This is a genomic window from Neobacillus kokaensis, from assembly GCF_014656545.1.
Lineage (GTDB): Bacteria > Bacillota > Bacilli > Bacillales > Cytobacillaceae > Neobacillus > Neobacillus kokaensis.
In genome coordinates this window covers 36,383-53,761 of record NZ_BNDS01000009.1, presented here as the reverse complement: position 1 = coordinate 53,761, position 17,379 = coordinate 36,383, and the positions used below count along the sequence as shown (strand labels likewise).

Annotated in this window: 19 protein-coding genes; 4 read left to right on the top strand and 15 right to left on the bottom strand. The window is 36.3% G+C overall.

Features of this window, described 5'->3' with window-relative positions; translation table 11 throughout:
• Window positions 1-155: 155 nt before the first annotated feature.
• The 4 genes from IE222_RS26915 to IE222_RS12055 form a co-directional block, all read right to left on the bottom strand.
• Entirely contained in the window at window positions 156-239 is an 84-nt protein-coding gene (locus tag IE222_RS26915) for a putative holin-like toxin (protein WP_223282684.1), read from the bottom strand.
• 363 nt (window positions 240-602) lie between these two features.
• Window positions 603-1,817: an MFS transporter gene (locus tag IE222_RS12065; protein WP_191273095.1), complete on the bottom strand. Its 1,215-nt coding sequence runs from the start codon at window positions 1,815-1,817 to the stop codon at window positions 603-605.
• A gap of 157 nt (window positions 1,818-1,974) precedes the next feature.
• Complete coding sequence (locus IE222_RS12060; RefSeq protein WP_191273093.1) at window positions 1,975-2,685, bottom strand: ankyrin repeat domain-containing protein; 711 nt, start codon at window positions 2,683-2,685, stop codon at window positions 1,975-1,977.
• Window positions 2,686-2,797: 112 nt separating this feature from the next.
• Complete coding sequence (locus IE222_RS12055) at window positions 2,798-3,259, bottom strand: nucleoside deaminase (RefSeq protein WP_191273091.1); 462 nt, start codon at window positions 3,257-3,259, stop codon at window positions 2,798-2,800.
• Window positions 3,260-3,446: 187 nt separating this feature from the next.
• Between IE222_RS12055 and IE222_RS12050 the strand changes: the two genes are divergently transcribed.
• The gene (locus IE222_RS12050; protein ID WP_191273089.1) at window positions 3,447-4,346 is read left to right on the top strand and encodes a LysR family transcriptional regulator; all 900 of its coding nucleotides are present in this window, start codon (window positions 3,447-3,449) and stop codon (window positions 4,344-4,346) included.
• Window positions 4,347-4,876: 530 nt separating this feature from the next.
• Here IE222_RS12050 and IE222_RS12045 read toward each other — a convergent pair.
• Entirely contained in the window at window positions 4,877-5,077 is a 201-nt protein-coding gene (locus IE222_RS12045) for a cold-shock protein (protein WP_066399688.1), read from the bottom strand.
• 332 nt (window positions 5,078-5,409) lie between these two features.
• A complete protein-coding gene (locus IE222_RS12040) occupies window positions 5,410-6,108 on the bottom strand; it encodes a hypothetical protein (RefSeq protein ID WP_191273087.1) in 699 nt (232 codons plus the stop codon).
• Between the two features lie 252 nt (window positions 6,109-6,360).
• Here IE222_RS12040 and IE222_RS12035 point away from each other — a divergent pair, with 252 nt between their 5' ends.
• The gene (locus IE222_RS12035) at window positions 6,361-6,786 is read left to right on the top strand and encodes an SRPBCC family protein (protein WP_191273085.1); all 426 of its coding nucleotides are present in this window, start codon (window positions 6,361-6,363) and stop codon (window positions 6,784-6,786) included.
• A gap of 134 nt (window positions 6,787-6,920) precedes the next feature.
• On the opposite strand, the gene IE222_RS12030 is transcribed toward IE222_RS12035, so the two are convergent.
• The 4 genes from IE222_RS12030 to IE222_RS12015 all read right to left on the bottom strand — a co-directional run bounded on the left by IE222_RS12030 (window position 6,921) and on the right by IE222_RS12015 (window position 9,199).
• Entirely contained in the window at window positions 6,921-7,691 is a 771-nt protein-coding gene (locus IE222_RS12030; protein WP_191273083.1) for a cyclase family protein, read from the bottom strand.
• Window positions 7,692-7,934: 243 nt separating this feature from the next.
• Window positions 7,935-8,303: an SET domain-containing protein gene (locus tag IE222_RS12025; protein WP_191273081.1), complete on the bottom strand. Its 369-nt coding sequence runs from the start codon at window positions 8,301-8,303 to the stop codon at window positions 7,935-7,937.
• A gap of 206 nt (window positions 8,304-8,509) precedes the next feature.
• A complete protein-coding gene (locus IE222_RS12020; RefSeq protein ID WP_191273079.1) occupies window positions 8,510-8,665 on the bottom strand; it encodes a DUF3934 family protein in 156 nt (51 codons plus the stop codon).
• 333 nt (window positions 8,666-8,998) lie between these two features.
• Window positions 8,999-9,199: a cold-shock protein gene (locus IE222_RS12015; RefSeq protein WP_191273077.1), complete on the bottom strand. Its 201-nt coding sequence runs from the start codon at window positions 9,197-9,199 to the stop codon at window positions 8,999-9,001.
• Between the two features lie 511 nt (window positions 9,200-9,710).
• Between IE222_RS12015 and IE222_RS12010 the strand changes: the two genes are divergently transcribed.
• Window positions 9,711-10,010: a hypothetical protein gene (locus tag IE222_RS12010; RefSeq protein WP_191273075.1), complete on the top strand. Its 300-nt coding sequence runs from the start codon at window positions 9,711-9,713 to the stop codon at window positions 10,008-10,010.
• A 636-nt stretch (window positions 10,011-10,646) separates the two neighbouring features.
• On the opposite strand, the gene IE222_RS12005 is transcribed toward IE222_RS12010, so the two are convergent.
• The 3 genes from IE222_RS12005 to IE222_RS11995 form a co-directional block, all read right to left on the bottom strand.
• Window positions 10,647-10,847, bottom strand: coding sequence for a cold-shock protein (locus IE222_RS12005; RefSeq protein ID WP_027322326.1), 201 nt, complete (start codon window positions 10,845-10,847; stop codon window positions 10,647-10,649).
• 424 nt (window positions 10,848-11,271) lie between these two features.
• The gene (locus tag IE222_RS12000) at window positions 11,272-11,721 is read right to left on the bottom strand and encodes a GyrI-like domain-containing protein (RefSeq protein ID WP_223282670.1); all 450 of its coding nucleotides are present in this window, start codon (window positions 11,719-11,721) and stop codon (window positions 11,272-11,274) included.
• Window positions 11,722-11,878: 157 nt separating this feature from the next.
• Window positions 11,879-12,193 carry a hypothetical protein gene (locus IE222_RS11995; RefSeq protein ID WP_191273071.1) on the bottom strand — a complete coding sequence of 105 codons (315 nt, stop codon included), beginning with the start codon at window positions 12,191-12,193 and terminating at the stop codon, window positions 11,879-11,881.
• A gap of 325 nt (window positions 12,194-12,518) precedes the next feature.
• On the opposite strand from IE222_RS11995, the gene IE222_RS11990 reads away from it, so the two are divergent.
• The gene (locus IE222_RS11990) at window positions 12,519-15,638 is read left to right on the top strand and encodes an efflux RND transporter permease subunit (protein WP_191273069.1); all 3,120 of its coding nucleotides are present in this window, start codon (window positions 12,519-12,521) and stop codon (window positions 15,636-15,638) included.
• Between the two features lie 181 nt (window positions 15,639-15,819).
• On the opposite strand, the gene IE222_RS11985 is transcribed toward IE222_RS11990, so the two are convergent.
• Entirely contained in the window at window positions 15,820-16,020 is a 201-nt protein-coding gene (locus IE222_RS11985; protein ID WP_191273067.1) for a cold-shock protein, read from the bottom strand.
• A gap of 222 nt (window positions 16,021-16,242) precedes the next feature.
• A complete protein-coding gene (locus IE222_RS11980; protein WP_191273065.1) occupies window positions 16,243-17,379 on the bottom strand; it encodes a DUF2515 family protein in 1,137 nt (378 codons plus the stop codon).

Genomic DNA, 17,379 nt, shown 5'->3' with positions numbered 1-17,379 from the left:
GCTAGATTCTTTTTAAAAACATAGGTTATAATAATTTTAATAAATTAATAAACCGAACATGCAGCAACATGTCCGGTCCAGCAATAGACGGTTCCCTCTAAGGGTCGTCTGTAGTGAAAATAATCCACCTTGGCGCGCTTGAACTCAAGGGTGGATTATTTTTTATTGTGAAATGACAGAATTGGTATGATTAAACTAGTAAAGCTGATGACAAACATCAGAGCTTGAAAAACTGTCATTCAGCATCACCCCCTTTCTGTCTGGGAGTGTGCCGGCCATTCTTGAAAATCCTATTCTATTGCCATTTAATTTTAACAAATCATTGTTATTGTTGATGATTACCTAAGTGAACCCTAATAAATGTTGTGCTACTGTTTTTTCTAATTTCACTATTCTATTTCTTCTATAAAACAAATTCCTTGTGCGGAATGTTGTTTTGCAGGACTAAACATATAATTGCTTAGTAGATTAGTTGCTAAACCTAGAATCACTGATAGGATATTCACTAAAACCACATATTCGATCCTCATGTCTGAAAACAATAACCCGCCTGGCGCTACAACTTTTACAATCAAAAAAAGAAACCATTAGACAATGATTTCTCACTTACTGACTTCTAAAACCTTATTTTCTTGGTAAATTGCTCCACTGCTACTCCTTAACCACTTGACTGATACAAAGGTGCTAACAAGCAGCACGAATGCTCCGAACAGATATGGCAGATTGATATGAATATCGAATAAAAGTCCAGCAAGTATTGGGCCAAAAATTTGTCCGAGACTCATATAGGCATTATTCAACCCTGAAACAAACCCTTGCTCATCACCTGCTTCCTTCGATAGAAGCGTGTTAATTGCCGGCCGTAAAATGTTATTAAAGGTAAAAAAGAACATCGTTATTACCATCACATAAAAGAAGTTACCTGAGAAAAGCAAGAACACTAGCGATACAGCCGATAGCAAGAGCATGCTGCTAATAATGGGCTTTTCCCCAAATCTTTGAATAAGGCGGCTGGTCAGCATTACTTGGTTGAATGTACCAATCAGGGAACAAACCATAAACAGAACGGAAATCTCCCTAATCGTAAATCCATAACTCTGAGTAACGAACAGTGGGAAAATCGCTTCAAAGTGTGCAAGTCCAAACGTAAGAGCGAATATCATGAACAATAGGATAAAATAACGAGATCTCACCGATTGTGCCAGTTGAAGAAAAATATTTTCTCTCTTTGGATTTGAGTGCAAACGCATAAGGCGGATCTCTATAGATTGGGATTCTGTCAATAAAAGTGTGGAGCATACCACGGCTACCATCCCTATACCTGCGGATACGAAGAAAGGTGCCCTTGTTCCAAATTCTGCAAGAAAACCACCCAAACCCGGACCAATAATGAAACCGGATGACATCGAGGCACCTAAAAACGACATGGCTCTGGTCCGCTGTTGTTCTGTCGTGATATCAACAATATAAGCCATAATAGACGGGACTAATGCCGCAGAACCCATTCCACCAATTAAGCGTGCGGCAACTAAAAACGAGAAATGGCCTGCAGTGGCAGCCACTAGGTTGGAAATAGCGAACATACACAGTCCAATGACAATCATTGGCTTGCGGCCGTATCTGTCAGAGAAATAGCCAGCAATTGGCGAAAATAAAAACTGTGTAAGTCCGAAGGCCGACACTAAATAACCTGCTGCTTTCCCATTTGCTCCGAATTCTTTTAAAAGCTCAGGCAGTATAGGAATAACAAGACCAATGCCCAGCATGGCAAGGAACATATAAATCAGTAAAAACGGAAACGCAGATTTTGATGTCATGAATTTTTCTCCTACATTTTTTTACTTCGTTTAAAGCGAGCCCGAGCGATATTTCCTTTGAACATCTATAGCTATACTTTTAGTCCTTCTCGCAATAGCTTCTACAAAACGACCAGTCCGTTTGAAAATATCTCCGTTGGAATTTTATACATACTGGCTATTTTGCCCCTGCTTTTAATAAAATTTTTTCAATCTCTTTAAAGCCTTTTTTACGAGCATGCTGTAAAGGAGTCACCTTATTATTGTCTGGAATGTTCACATCCGCCCCATGCTCTATCAGCAATTGCACCGTTTGCTGCTGCTTATCGTCTCCATTATTCAAAATAATCGCTTCTAATAATGCTGTCCAGCCAAGATTATTGACATGATTCACATCAATATCCGTATGCGTGATAAGTTCTTTTACTACGTCCACATAACCATGTTCTGAGGCAGGGATTAAAGCAGTACCTCCATAGCGGTTTGTAATCGCCGGGTCTGCCCCAGCTTCAATCGTAAGTTTTAGAATATTTATATATCCTTCTGCACCAGCATAGAGGAAGGGATTGTTTTTCATATCATCCCTAATGTTCACATCCGCCCCTGCCTTGATCAGTACTTTTGCGGTTTCTACATCATTGTTATAGGTCGCAATCATAGTGGCAGTCCTTCCTTTTGAATCCTGTGCGTTGATATTGGCCCCCTTCTTAATAAGTTTGCTTATGGTGTCTGCATCACTATGTTCCGCTGCTTGAAGCAACTGTTTATTTATGCCTTCACTCATGATTTCCTTCTCCTTTTCCTGTTTTTTTGGTTCGCCTTCAATGTTTGAAAAACAACCTTGAAGCAAGAGAATACATCCGATAAATGCCATCATCCACTTCCACATAAAATATTCGCCTCTATTCAAATATTGTTGATGCTTAGCTCTTTTTCCATGAGGAGTGGAATTTTTTTATTTTGCATCCTTTTCTCTCGGAAAACGTGTCTCGTTAAATATGTTATTTATTCTTTTCTTCCCAAAGAGCAAAAGGATTTTTCTCATTAGGATATTTATCCAGCTTTATTAATTTAATGTCTCGTTGTTCAATTGGAAGAGCTATTTCCTGATAAACGTATTTCGTTCCTAATCCAATTTCTTCTTCCTCTTGTGCAGTATAGGAAAAATACACATGTTTAAGGTTCGCCCAGTAAATGGCGCTTAAACACATCGGACACGGCTCTCCGCTTGCGTATAGTTCACAGTCGGACAGATCAGGTGTACCAAGAGTGCGACAAGCCTGACGGATAGCTAGAAGTTCAGCATGCGCAGTGGGATCGTGTGTTTTGAGAACATCATTTACTCCCTTCGCAACAATCTCACCATCTTTTACAATCACCGCACCAAATGGTTTTCCATTTTTATTTTTGGTATTGTCGTAAGCTAACTCGATTGCCAATTTCATATATTCTTCATGACTCATTTAAAAACACTCCTTGAGAAATTAAATATGAAATATGATTTTTCTTAAAAATGCATCGCGGTTTCAAACCGTTACGAGAAATTTCTTTTCAGCTAAAATTATGATATCTTATTACGTAATATATGAAAAATATAAAAAAAATTAATTTTACTTAGGTTTTTCATATAGTAAGGGGGTTTTTCCGCTAATGGACATTAGACAACTGCGATATTTCATAGCAATTGTAGAAGAAAGAAAAATTTCTGCTGCGGCTGAAAGGCTTCATATTTCCCAGCCACCGCTAAGCCAGCAATTGAAAACTATGGAAGATGAATTAGGAACGAAATTAATAGAGAGAAATGGGAAATATTTAGGAGTGACGGAAGCAGGAAAAGCCTTATATAAGTATGCTCTGCAAATGACTCAGTTAATGGAAGAAGCCAGAATGGAGGTAAAGGAAGTCGGAAACGGGGGAAGCGGAAGACTGACGATAGGTATCAATACTTTTTCGGTAGTCGGTTTACCTGAGTTGCTTCACCAATATCACAAAAAATATCCTAAGGTTACCTATAAAATTCATCAAAATGAGTCATCTCATCTTTGCCAATTAGTGAGAGACCGGATTGTTGAGCTGGCGATTATACGATTACCGCTCGGATTAGATGATTTTTCAACTATCCATCTATATACAGAACCTTTTTACTTTATTACTTCCAATAAAAAGCAGCTTTTTAATGATCAGGTTATGCTTGCTGACATTCAAAACCACCCTTTGATTTTACCGAGTACAGAAGGATTGGGAGTTTATTATATGATTATGGAAGCATTTTCGAAAGCTCAACTACATCCGAACATTATTGCCGAGTGCTCTGATATCTCCCTTTTATTAGATTTAGTCGCTTGTCAATTAGGAGATGCAATTGTTCCAGAAACCGTCATTAAGCAATACAAAAACTACAATATCCAGGCTTTCAAAATTACAGATACAGAGATATCTGCAAATACTGGCTTAATATGGCTGAAGAATCATTATCTATCAAAAACTGCTCAAAACTTCACTAAACTGTTAACGGGGTATCTCCAGCAAAACGCAGATTTACAGCATTAGGGATATTTCAGTATTTAAAATCCCAATTTCTCAGTGTCATAATTAAGAAGTTGGGATTTATTTATTTGACTATATAGCCCTAAAAGGAAAAAGGACGCAAAACCTTGTTCCGTATATGTTGGAAATAGGTATGACATTGATAGTATCTCCAGCTTTTCTCCTGCTCCGCACGGAATTGATGGTTTCCCATCATTCCGCCTCCCCTATAACGTTTCAAGTTACTCTTATTGATTTTTCCTGCTCTGTTTCTTAAATAAGAAAAAGGCTTTGCCCGTTATTTTAAACAAAGCATCTTTTAATTTAATTCAATAATCTCAGATTTATCACTATTTTGTTATCTATATTTAGCAGATTCTTTAAGTTTAGGTGATAAAATTATGAATCCTACAAATTATATGTTACTATTGTATTTACCATTTGATTTACTGTTTTCATTTTCCCTGCTCATAAGTGAGTGGGGTTTTTTATTTTTTTTTGATAAATAAAAAAACAGACTCTAAAAAAAGAGTCTGTTCATGTTTGCATTATAATTAAGCTTTACGAACGTTAGCTGCTTGTGCACCACGTTGACCTTGCTCAACATCAAAAGTCACTTCTTGACCTTCTTCTAATGATTTGTACCCTTCGCCTTGGATAGCTGAGAAATGAACGAATACATCTTCTCCACCTTCACGTTCGATGAATCCGAAGCCTTTTTCGCCATTAAACCATTTTACTTTACCTTTTTCCATGTTTGTTGCCTCCTAGTGTGCTATCACACACAATGTATTACTATCCTTGCTCTCAGTGATCATCAAGACGAAAAGTTTTTACTTATACTATCCTTTACACCGAACAAAAATAATTCTTCTTTATAATAGCATTTTTAGAAAAAGTTTGCAAGGAATCTGATCTTTCAACTAATCCCTTTTTTAAGTACATTCGTTCACAAAGTATTTATAGGATCTATTCTCACTCTTTTTGGAAGTATATTTTTGAATTGCATTTTTAAATGATACAAAAAGTATTAAGTCTGGATAGTCTACTAACTCTTCTTCACAATCTTAGTCGAAGAAGAAATATATCATTTAAGATTCAAAAGTTTAAAGAATTCTTGTTCAGGTTTTGCTATTTTTGTACCCTTTTCCGATTGAAGATAAATTTCTTTTTCGTCTTCATGCAACACATTAATTTGTATATCCCCAGTGTCAATAATACTTGTTTTTTCACGAGGAAAAACTTCCTTATCCCAATCAATAGCGTCATTGATAAAACGAACAATTCCTTTTATTTTGGTTCTGTCTTTTATTACAGAACAACGTTCCTCAGAAGAACTTTGGTAGATACAGATACTTGTTGGAACTTTATAAATCCAAGTTGTTGCATGCCCAATAGAAGTTTTATCAAAAATAACTTCAGTTCGGTTAGTCATTTTAAAATAGTCTGCCGAAATATATAACTCCCATTCTAATCCGTTTTTTCGCCATCCGGATATAAAACCATTTACATCTTCATTTGATGATTTTTGTTCATAATCAAGTTTCCAACCATACTTCGGAAGTTCCATAGAATAAAAATTGTAAATATCCTTCCAGTGATTTCCTTCCATTACATATTTATGTTCTGTTGGTTTCAAGCCTTTAAATAAAGGGACATCCTTGGTTTGTTCAGGAATAATGGACATCCCTTCATAAGTGTCATCTGTGATTTTTTGAATTGTAAACCACCCTACTACAATTAAAATTACAATAGTACTATACACTAACCCTTTTATTCTTTTCATTGACTCCCCCCTAATCTCTAACCTCATGTAACCAAAAATCATAACCGCAAGTTCCATTAAACTGAAAGTTTAGTGTAATTAGCTACAACTCAAATTTTACAGGTCTAAAGAATAGGTTTTCTAATGTTTCTTTAGTTACCTATCCCATACTTTTTCAGAATAGATTTTCTTTTCGAAACACATTATAATATATCTTGGTAACGTTTGGAAACAAATTGTTTAAAATGTTTATTTTTACAAGGAGGCAGATTAATGGAAATATTTAAAGAAATTACAGTAGAAACAACTGTTCAAGCACCTGTTGAAAAAGTATGGGAATACTGGACAGAACCCACTCATATGACAAAATGGAACTTTGCTTCAGATGAATGGCACTCCCCTTTTGCTGAAAATGATTTAAGAGAGGGCGGGAAGTTCATTTCAAGAATGGAAGCCAAAGATGGTAGTTTTGGTTTCGATTTTGAAGGAGTTTATGATGAAATAAAACTACATAAGTTAATTTCTTATACAATGGCGGATGGAAGAAAAGTGAAAATCACTTTTAACGACCGAGGAAACGAAACAGAAGTAATTGAAACTTTTGATGCTGAGACTACGAATTCAATTGAGTTACAACAACAAGGGTGGCAGGCGATTTTAAATAATTTTAAAAAATACGTAGAGCAAACATACAATTAAAATTTTCTCCATTTAATCATGAATATTTTTCATCAAAATAATAGGCGGTTTATTTGTGGATATTCAATACCCACAGAAACCGCCATTTTTTACTTTTTTCAACAAGTTATTGGCTTATTAAACCATCAAATTTTTTACTCAAAAATAGCGACTGGTCTTGCCCAGCCGGCGCTTGCACCTTTAATTTTTATCGGAAACACGGCGACTTTAAAACCAAATCTTTTTGGCAGCAGGTCAAGGTTTGCCAGCTTTTCTATCTGACAATACTCTGCTTCTTTTCCTACATAATGGGCCGCCCACAGGACACCATCACGTGGATTTTTCTTATAGTCCTCAGCCTGGTTGTACAACGGGATATCCCAGCCCCATCCGTCTGTCCCCATTACCTTAATCCCCTTTTGGATTAACCATCTCGTTGCCTCCGCTGAAACACCGGCATGAATAGCAGCATAATTTTCTTGATAGTATTTTTTGTCGGCATCCGTTCGGACCAAGACAATATCATAAGGCTGTAACTCATAGTCCATTTCATTCAACTGTTTTTCAAAGTCTTCCACCTGAATTTCGTAGCCTGGAGGTTGATTACTGAAGTCGAAAAGAACTCCATTCCCGTAAAACCATTCAAGCGGCAAGGTATCAATTGTTCTTGAGGGTTTGCCTGCGGTGGTATTGGCATAATGCCAGGGTGCATCAATATGGGTACCCGTATGTGTTGTCAGCGTAACCGTTTCAACGGCCCATGCTGCGCGATCTGGAAAATCACTTGGTTTTAAGCCTAAAACTTTCGCCGCCTGTAAGGCCCCTTGTTCATGCGTTTCATATTCAATCCTAGGAGGAAAAGGCTCTTTCGCTGCGTTATCCAGCGGTACACTAAGATCAATAATACGTAAATTGGACCGATTCATTTAACTTACCCCTTTCGTTAACGATCGGTTCATATATATTAAGGGGAGTTAAAGAAAATGTTAGTTACTTTATTTGGATCAATCGCTATTATTTTTTAAAATTATTCCGGGATTGTAGGATATAAGACTAATTTTGATAATATAAAGAGAAGTACTAGAAACAATCCAGCACTGCTGAATCCCTGTGTTGTTCATTAAACAACAACCCTATTTTGAATATTTTGCTTTCCTTTTCATTCCTGATTAAAACCACAATGGATCTTTGTTATCAACATCGCCATTGTAATTGATTAGAATCTCTTCTCCTGCTTTTATATCTGTGTGAGCATAGAAGTCAAAGGTTTCCTTTTTAAAATTAATCTCATAAATTGCATTAGGTTCATACGAATGGTTAAACAATATTCCATAACCAAGAAGGATTGCAGAATGATTTTTTCCATACTCGAAAGTGTAATCAGCGAGTAAGGTTTGCTCAATATATCGATGCTGGTCGTTTGGATAAGAAATGACAGGTGCTTCGTGTAAAAGCTCTCCTTTTTTGATATCACAGGTAGCAAATACCCCTCTATTGAATTCTCCATCACTTAGTGGAGATTTTTTTACCTCAATCATGTTTTACGCCTACTCACTTTTAAATTTTTCTTTCTACCTGTAACCATTCAATTGAACAATGGTCTCTTTTTATATAGAAAAGAGAATATCCAATATACCTTTAGGATATTTACTTCTGACTACTTCCATAACCTATTGGTAACCGGACTTGGCTCCATCAATTAATTTTTGTAGTGACAGAGGATTAATACAAGATGAAGTCATCACTATGGCTGGCGGTCATTTTCACCGTCCGTTTTTTTTGTCCCTTTACTTATATAAGGTTTGGCACTCTTTGATTTGTTGGCACTAGCTTGCCAACGATTCCATCCCTTCTTGCCTGTACCTCTGCCTGTTCCGCCTTTACTCTTAGCTTTACTCAAATCATCACCCCAATATTTTTCTAGGTTGAGCAACCTCTTTGATACACGAAATTTCCTTTTTTATTAACCTGCTTCGCTAACACATTCAGAAAAAGTGATCCTACAATCATAGCACATTTAATTGTTTCAGTCTGTTTCTATGTTGCCCACAGAGTTTTCCTCTAAAAAAAATACAAGAAAATTAGGTGATTCACAATTTATATGCTACACTTGGTTTACCATTTGATTTACCGTTTTCAAGTACCCTGCTCATAAGTGAGTGGGGTTATTTGTTTTTCTTAGAAAAATAAATAACAGACTCTAAAAAGAGTCTGTCCATGTTTGGCATTATAATTAAGCTTTACGAACGTTAGCTGCTTGTGCTCCACGTTGACCTTGCTCAACATCAAAAGTCACTTCTTGACCTTCTTCTAATGTTTTGTACCCTTCGCCTTGGATAGCTGAGAAATGAACGAATACATCTTCTCCACCATCACGTTCGATGAATCCAAAGCCTTTTTCGCCATTAAACCATTTTACTTTACCTTTTTCCATGTTTGTCGCCTCCTAGTGTGCTAAGCACACACAATGTATTACTATCCTTGCTCTCAGTGATCATCAAGACGAAAAGTTATTACTAATACTATCCTTTACACCGAACAAAAATAATTCTTCTTTAAAATAGCATTTTTTGAAATTATTTGCAAGGAACCCTAATTGTTAATAGAAATAATGTATTAAATACATGTTCTCTTGTATTGGATAACGAGAAATATCAGTTGATAACAACTGAACTTCAGTTCTGATTCTAATCCTTCCCCCCTCCCTTCCACGTCCCAATAATCATTGGTTTTAATGAATCTTTTTCACTAAAAGACACCTTTTTTTCATGATAAATCAGTAATTTGTTCTACAACTCAACACGAACACAAACACCAACATTAATGACCAAATTGTGATGAATATAGGAAAATAAATAAAGTCTGACCACCATTATGGAAAGTATATTTCTATTAGTTAGTGAAAAAATAACTATTGTAGAATGAATTAACAAGGAGGAATCAATATGGCTAACTTCTCTGATCTTCACCTTACTGGAGAAACGGTAATTGAATCTGGACAATATATAGATTCAGGTGGAACAAAGAAGGAACTTCGTCAAGGCGCAACATTTCCAAATTGCCCTGTTACAGGAAAGGCAACAACCTGGACCCATGCAAGCCACACTCATCTAACAGGTGAAACTGTTTTAGAATCTGGAAATTATATAGATAAACATGGGGAACATGTAGTTCTTCAACAAGGAGACAAGTTCCCAAATTGTCCAAAGACTGGTGAGTCAATTACTTGGACACATGAACAATAATTGAAAAGTTACCATAATAACGATATAAAATGAGAAAAAGTTTAAAAAATGGCTTAGAAAAAATCTAATCCATTTTTTTGATTTTTATTATGAACTAATGATGACTATTATGTGAGTAGCTGTTTGTTTTTATATGTATTGCATTTGCAGTAAGCCCGTTATTTTCATATCGGAAAGATACAGTTTATATATGGAAAAAGATTCAGCATTATGCTGAATCTTTTCATAGGGGGGAATTGCAAATTGTCCTAGTTTGCAAAATTAATATTACCGAACTTTTATGAACATCTTATGAACAATGTTTTACCATACATTAAATAGCTAGCAAAATTACTAACCAAACTACTCTGTATGTGGAATAAGAAAAAGATGAATTAGCAACCCCTGCTGTTCAACTAAAGCTACCTTTTCATTTTAGTTAATCTCTTCTTTCGATAGATTCTATTTTTAGCAGATACTTTGAAGTTTAGGTGATGGAAAGGTATGATTTCTACAAATTATATGTTACAATTATGTTCACCATTTTATTTACTGTTTTCATGGTCCCTGCTCTTAAGTGAGTGGGGTTTTTTGTTTTTTATGATAAATAAAAAAAGCAGACTCTAAAAAAGAGCCTGTCCATATTTGGCATTATAATTAAGCTTTACGAACGTTAGCTGCTTGTGCTCCACGTTGACCTTGCTCAACATCAAAAGTCACTTCTTGACCTTCTTCTAATGTTTTGTACCCTTCGCCTTGGATCGCTGAGAAATGAACGAATACATCTTCTCCACCTTCGCGTTCGATGAATCCGAAGCCTTTTTCGCCATTAAACCATTTTACTTTACCTTTTTCCATGTTTGTTGCCTCCTAGTGTGCTAACACACACATTGTATTACTATCCTTGCTCTCAGTGATCGTCAAGACGAAAAGTTATTACTAATACTATCCTTTACACCGAACAAAAATAATTCTTCTTTATAATAGCATTTTTAGAAATAGTTTGCAAGGAACCTGATTTTTTAGGACAGCAGCACCACAAAAAATGAAGATGGTTTAGAACTGTTAATACAGATACTAACCATAATCCCGTCATGCCCTCCTTTTTTTTTGACTATTGAGCAGGGTCTTCATGTCTAAATATAAAAAGGCAATAAAATGTAAGCTGGTTTTATCTTCAATTAACCTTCACCCGTTAATATATGCGACCCTAGTTCTTTAAGCATCGTAACTGTTGGTTGAAAAAGATTAGTTTGTAGTTTTTAGGGTAATGAACTGGATTTTAAATATGGATTGGTATATAAATCTCTACTTCCTCATCACCATTTTCCAGTGGATGATAGGTCTCAACAATATAAGATTCAAAATCTCTTTTATAATCTTGATGATCAGCCCATTTTAATAAATGTTTATGTAGGGTATCGATATTAATCATTTTCCCCCTTGTCGTGACATAAGCTTGAGTAGTTTCGATATAATCCATTCCGACTGGAACTTCTTTTAGAGTCTCATTAACAATTACTCCTACATAATAGTGACCTTCCAGATGGTTAGCATCTCTTTTCGGTTCAAAAAGAGCAATTTCAGTACCCGAATGATTTTCAATTTCATCTAAACGAGTTAGAAATTGCTGAGCCTGTTTTGGAATTTCTTTACCAAAGTTCACAAAAGCTCCACTGCCTTTTAGGCCTACAACTCTAAAGATTTTTTTTACCTTTCTACAATCCACCATTATCCCCCCAAAAGATTTTTCGACAGTCACATTTTTTCCTTGTTGATTTTTTATAAAACTATCCTGCCTCGTTGCTTCAGCAAGAAATGGCTACCGTAGCAATCATAAACTTTAATTAACGCCCCCGTTTGTTGGAAGCAAAGCATTCTCAAATGATTTATTCTTTATCATTCTCAGTACGGTCAATTTGTTCTAAAATCCAAGGTTTATCCCCCTCTTTTGTATACGAGGAAAAATACTCTCTGTTCTCCTCAATTAAATTCCAAACCATCTCTTCTTGAACTACAATTTTAAAAGCTTGTTCCTTCGTTTGATTATTCGGGTCATATGCTTTAATCCAATATTCTTTATAGTCGCTTGAATGCCCTTTTTCAATAACAGTTAACATCGAAGTAGTGGATGTAAAAGGGCCCCCGCATGATGTAAGCACTAATAAAACAATTATCATTAAAAAATTTGAAGTTTTTTTCATCCATCTCGTCCCCCCTCCCGCTATCCAATCGTTCAATACCCAATGTTGTCATTTCTATAATGAAGGCAATAATTCCTCTAAATATAACCATTTTTAGAAGGGATTATATTGCTGTTATCAAAAGCCTGGGAACATTATGTATCTGTTAAAAGGATGGAAAGGTTTCCTCCATTGTTGAAATCATTTTATTTATCCTGATTTATTAAAATTAATTTTCACTTTCCAATTTAATGAAATATTAATCTTTCATTCAGACAACGTACAGGTTCGTTTTATATACTCAATTTGCTCAATTTTGTTAGCTGTATCATTTGAGGAGGTAACCATGAAAAGATTAGTAGAGGCGACCATGCAAAGAGCAATTCTCATGATTGTGTGTGTTGTCATTATATTGGCTTGGGGAGGTATTTCTGCTTACCAGATGCAAAGAGATTATTTGCCTGGGATTAACAATACGACCCTTTCCGTTAGTATGAGAGTGCCTGGTTATCAAGCAGCACAGGTAAAACAGCAAGTGACGGATAATCTAGCAAGTGCCGTCAAGACAGTAGATGGTTTATCGAATGTTGAAACCACTTCTTATGATGGTGGATTGTTTATGAGTTTGTATTTTCCGATGAATACAGACATGAAACAAGCGGAGGATCAAGTAAACAAGGCATTAGCAAATGCGGATCTTCCGCAGACAATTACTACTACTCCTTCAGTAACTCGTTTAACAACTAGTTCTTTCCCAATTTTGACTTATAGTATTACCAGTTCAAAATTGGATGAACAAACATTACGTTCAACTGCCACACAAGAAATTGTGAAACAATTAAAATCAGTGCCAGGTGTCTCGGACGTATCCGTAATCGGTGGAGCAAAGGATGGATATGTTTTAACAATCCGAATGAAAGACCTGGTGAAAAACGGATTAACATTGGATGATGTAAATAAATCATTTGCCTTAGCTGTTCCTTCCATGCCCCAAGGGAACATTGTAAACAATCAGTTATCAATACCTGTATCTTTTGATGGTTTGAAATTAACTGAACAGCAAATGGAAAACGCAACGATTAAGAATAAAGAAGGAAATGCGATTCCGGTTTCCGCTTTTGGGACAATCACTCATTCCTTAAATGACCTGAAAACAGTTTCCAGAACAGACGGAGCACCAAGTGTTACGTTAAATGTGATCAAGACACCTTCCGCCAATATTACAGATGTTGCTGACCAAGTAAAAGATCGTGTTGCACACCTTCACTTGGACACTGTTAATCCGAAAGATGTTTCATTTAAAGTTTTACTTGACCGGGAGAAGGAATTAAATAGCTCACTTTTCGGATTAGTTCGTGAAGGATTACTTGGTTGTTTATTCTCTATGATTTGTGTGTTCTTCTTCTTCCGAAATGTAAGAAGCACATTAATAATTGCTATTTCATTACCAATTTCATTACTAGCAACTACTGCCTTTCTAAAATCAATGGGTATCACATTAAACATTTTAACCGTTTCTGGTTTAATTGTTGCCATGGGCCGAATTGTGGATGATTCCATAGTAATCTTGGACAACATGTATCGTAAGAGGGAAGAATCGAAGGAACAATCTAAGCTTTCAGTTCTTGCGTCATCTGTTGTTGAAATGATTCCTGCCATATTAGGTTCTACGTTAACGACCATTGCTGTTTATATTCCTATCGCATTTGTCGGTGGAGTCATCAGTGCTTCATATAGCGGATTTGCTTGGTCTGTTGTGATTGCACTCATTATTTCTTTCTTAGTTGCTATGCTGGTCATCCCTGCTCTTGCTTTTATGGGATGGAAAGGTGGAACCGGACAAAAACAAACGGTCACACTCGATGCAAAAATGAAACCAATTCTTCAATCTGCTTTTGAACATAAAAAAGCGATGATTATTGTTTCTATATTAGTCTTTTTAGCTGCTGGTATCTATTCTGCTTTTCTTCCCGTAAGCTTATTACCTAGTGGGAAAATCGGACAAATTGCCGTTAAAGCAGAATTACCTAAAGGAAGTACGTTAATTCAAGTAGATTCTGAAGTCCAAAAAATCGAAAAAGCCTTAAAAGATAATCCAAAGGTGGATGCTTATTCAGCCAATTTCGGTTCGACGATGATGCCACAAAGTGATGACGTATTTGACCAAGGTGGAGGTTTTATCACCTATCCAAACGTCGCAAACCTTTCTGTTGTATTGAAAAACGACAAGGATGCCGATTCTGTCATCAAGCAATTACAACAACAGCTACCGACATTATCTAAAAACGTTATATATACTGTAACCAGCCAGAACATATCTGGTGATGATTCACAAATGCGGATCCTGTTTACAGGTTCAGACCAAGTAACATTGGATAAAGTTGCGCAGGAAGCAAGAACCAATTTATCAAAGATTGATAACTTAAGTGTAGATGGAAAAGTTGATTTAACGAATGGTTCACCTAAGTTTAAAGTTACTTTTGACCAGAAAGCGATTCAAGACAAAGGTGTACAGGTTTCCGACATTCTAGCAGTGATTAATCGTTACATGTCTTCATCCAAAGATGCAACGATTACAGTGGACCATAAAGCACTTCCTGTGGACCAATATTTAGATCAAATAGCAACAGGAGCAAACTCTAGCATTACGTTAAACGCAACTGCCGATGATGTGCTTGCTTCTCTTGCCGGTGAAACAGTAAAAGGTAATAATGGTGAAACGGTTCGTTTTGACCAAATTGCTAAAATTGCAAAAGATTCTTCTGCTTCTACCATTAATGAACGAGATGGTCAGCCATTCTCTCTTGTTACAGCACAGATTACATCAAATGATATTAGCAAAGTGTCTAGCCAAGCAGAGAAAGCTCTAAGCAGCATCCAACTTCCTAAAGATGTAACCTATTCATTAGGAGGAATTTCTGAACAAGTAAAACAAATGATTTTCGATATGTCCGTTGCAGTTGCATTTTCTATCCTTTTAGTGTTACTTATCACCTCTTCCATCTTCAAAGGATGGAGAGCGCCTTTGGCTGTACTGTTAAGCATTCCACTAGCTTTAAGTGGTGTCGTAATATCATTAATTCTTTTCCACGGAGAATGGAATCTTGCAGCGTTAATTGGTGTTCTAATGCTTACAGGTATCGTGGTTACAAACGGTATTGTGTTAATTGATAAAATCGAAAGAAACCGAAAAGAAGGAATGCCTGTTAAAGAGGCTGTATTAAATGGCAGCCTTTCAAGGATTAGACCTATATTAATGACAGCAGCTGCAACAGTCCTTACGTTGTTGCCACTTGCATTCTCGCATAATGCAGATACGGTTATTTCACAAACACTTGGAATTGTCGTAATCGGCGGTATGGTAACATCAACCATTAACAGCTTTATTATCATTCCAATCATTTATGAATGGTTGCATAAAAAAGTATCAACAAATGTATCTTTAAATACAAAAAGTATCAGCTGAATTTATTAGGCTTGGACATCCAAGCCTTTTTATCCTACAAATTATATGTTACTATTATATTTACCATTTGATTTACTGTTTTCATGTTCCCTGCTCATAAGTGAGTGGGGTTTTTTGTTTTATTATGATAAATAAAAAAACAGACTCTAAAAAAAGAGTCTGTCCATGTTTGGCATTATAATTAAGCTTTACGAACGTTAGCTGCTTGTGCTCCACGTTGACCTTGCTCAACATCAAAAGTCACTTCTTGACCTTCTTCTAATGTTTTGTACCCTTCGCCTTGGATAGCTGAGAAATGAACGAATACATCTTCTCCACCTTCGCGTTCGATGAATCCGAAGCCTTTTTCGCCATTAAACCATTTTACTTTACCATTTTCCATGTTTGTTGCCTCCTAGTGTGCTAACACACACAATGTATTACTATCCTTGCTCTCAGTGATCATCAAGACGAAAAGTTATTACTAATCCTATCCTTTACACCGAACAAAAATAATTCTTCTTTATAATAGCATTTTTAGAAATAGTTTGCAAGGAACTCAATTTTTCAACTATATTAGTTATTATTCAGGAATATTTCAGGATGGAGCACCTTTCGCTATTGATTATTCTTCTTCTCTTAACAAAAGGGCTTCCTTCGCCATAACGGCAAGTTCAATTGTTTCAAGGGTTTTGCAATAATTATTTAAAATCTCCCCATCTAAACTAACTTCTTTATGAATATATTCCAGAACATGCCAATCCTCAAACCAATCATCGCTCTTCGCATCTTCATGAGGGATATTCGGCCAGGCGTATTTTAAAGGCGGGCTGTACAGCCTCACCGCACCCTTTCTCAATACGCAATTCTTCACCCGTCGCTTATAAAGGGATCGGGGAAAAGATTCATTGATATCATTAAACAAATCAGGCCAATAATCTTTCCGTGAGCCCGTGTGAGGGTGTTCATGCACCCATTTCAAGACTCCCGCCAGAATCTTTTCACGCTGAAATAGAAGGGAATACAATTTTTTTCCGAATAAAATTCTTTCATGGAGCGAAGTGAAATACCGTGAGGTGGCGCCGACAAGTGAAGCTTTCTCCCCTTTTTCTCTTGCACAGTAGGGAAAAATAATGTTATTGAGGCGCAAAAAATCATACATTTTAAAGCTGATCGTACCTGTCACGCTTTTTTTGAAATGATTATTTTGAATCAATCTTTTTTCTAAATAGCTTTGTTCATTTATTACCATCGCAATCGCCAATGTATAGCTATCCCCACTGTGCCAAAAATAACGCCACATCGTCTCCATGAAGGTGGAGATGTGAAAAAAAGGTAATAGATGGAACATTTCTCGCCTACCCCTCACACTCAGATCATAAACCAAAAATTGAGGGAACACATCTTGAAAAATCAACCAACTGCCGCGTTCCAAAAAGGAAAAAATACCTTTCTGATCTCTTTCAGGCAGTAATTTTGTCAGCAATTCCCCTTTTAAATCCGTCATGTTCCATCCGACGTTTCGTGATACCATATGTCCGAGAAGGGCCCAATGTATTTCAGGGTGCTGAAGATAAAACTGAAAATAGGCTTGCGTCCGTGTTACATTGTTTTCGTTAAGTTGTCTCGTCTGTTCTCTTATAAGGTGAATATATTGTTTATCATTTTCTGATAAGCAAGGCAGATGGCCGGAAGATTTCTTTTTCATCTTTTTTTTTAATTCTTTTTTTACCTCTGAGAAAGAGTTCAGCAAAAACGGCAT

What these genes read in the sequence shown, in the direction of transcription:
- IE222_RS26915 (WP_223282684.1), bottom strand. Translation starts at nt 239, where the DNA reads ATGACAGTTTTTCAAGCTCTGATGTTTGTCATCAGCTTTACTAGTTTA.
- IE222_RS12065 (WP_191273095.1), bottom strand. Translation starts at nt 1,817, where the DNA reads ATGACATCAAAATCTGCGTTTCCGTTTTTACTGATTTATATGTTCCTT.
- IE222_RS12060 (WP_191273093.1), bottom strand. Translation starts at nt 2,685, where the DNA reads ATGTGGAAGTGGATGATGGCATTTATCGGATGTATTCTCTTGCTTCAA.
- IE222_RS12055 (WP_191273091.1), bottom strand. Translation starts at nt 3,259, where the DNA reads ATGAGTCATGAAGAATATATGAAATTGGCAATCGAGTTAGCTTACGAC.
- IE222_RS12050 (WP_191273089.1), top strand. Translation starts at nt 3,447, where the DNA reads ATGGACATTAGACAACTGCGATATTTCATAGCAATTGTAGAAGAAAGA.
- IE222_RS12045 (WP_066399688.1), bottom strand. Translation starts at nt 5,077, where the DNA reads ATGGAAAAAGGTAAAGTAAAATGGTTTAATGGCGAAAAAGGCTTCGGA.
- IE222_RS12040 (WP_191273087.1), bottom strand. Translation starts at nt 6,108, where the DNA reads ATGAAAAGAATAAAAGGGTTAGTGTATAGTACTATTGTAATTTTAATT.
- IE222_RS12035 (WP_191273085.1), top strand. Translation starts at nt 6,361, where the DNA reads ATGGAAATATTTAAAGAAATTACAGTAGAAACAACTGTTCAAGCACCT.
- IE222_RS12030 (WP_191273083.1), bottom strand. Translation starts at nt 7,691, where the DNA reads ATGAATCGGTCCAATTTACGTATTATTGATCTTAGTGTACCGCTGGAT.
- IE222_RS12025 (WP_191273081.1), bottom strand. Translation starts at nt 8,303, where the DNA reads ATGATTGAGGTAAAAAAATCTCCACTAAGTGATGGAGAATTCAATAGA.
- IE222_RS12015 (WP_191273077.1), bottom strand. Translation starts at nt 9,199, where the DNA reads ATGGAAAAAGGTAAAGTAAAATGGTTTAATGGCGAAAAAGGCTTTGGA.
- IE222_RS12010 (WP_191273075.1), top strand. Translation starts at nt 9,711, where the DNA reads ATGGCTAACTTCTCTGATCTTCACCTTACTGGAGAAACGGTAATTGAA.
- IE222_RS12005 (WP_027322326.1), bottom strand. Translation starts at nt 10,847, where the DNA reads ATGGAAAAAGGTAAAGTAAAATGGTTTAATGGCGAAAAAGGCTTCGGA.
- IE222_RS12000 (WP_223282670.1), bottom strand. Translation starts at nt 11,721, where the DNA reads ATGGTGGATTGTAGAAAGGTAAAAAAAATCTTTAGAGTTGTAGGCCTA.
- IE222_RS11995 (WP_191273071.1), bottom strand. Translation starts at nt 12,193, where the DNA reads ATGAAAAAAACTTCAAATTTTTTAATGATAATTGTTTTATTAGTGCTT.
- IE222_RS11990 (WP_191273069.1), top strand. Translation starts at nt 12,519, where the DNA reads ATGAAAAGATTAGTAGAGGCGACCATGCAAAGAGCAATTCTCATGATT.
- IE222_RS11985 (WP_191273067.1), bottom strand. Translation starts at nt 16,020, where the DNA reads ATGGAAAATGGTAAAGTAAAATGGTTTAATGGCGAAAAAGGCTTCGGA.
- IE222_RS11980 (WP_191273065.1), bottom strand. Translation starts at nt 17,379, where the DNA reads ATGCCGTTTTTGCTGAACTCTTTCTCAGAGGTAAAAAAAGAATTAAAA.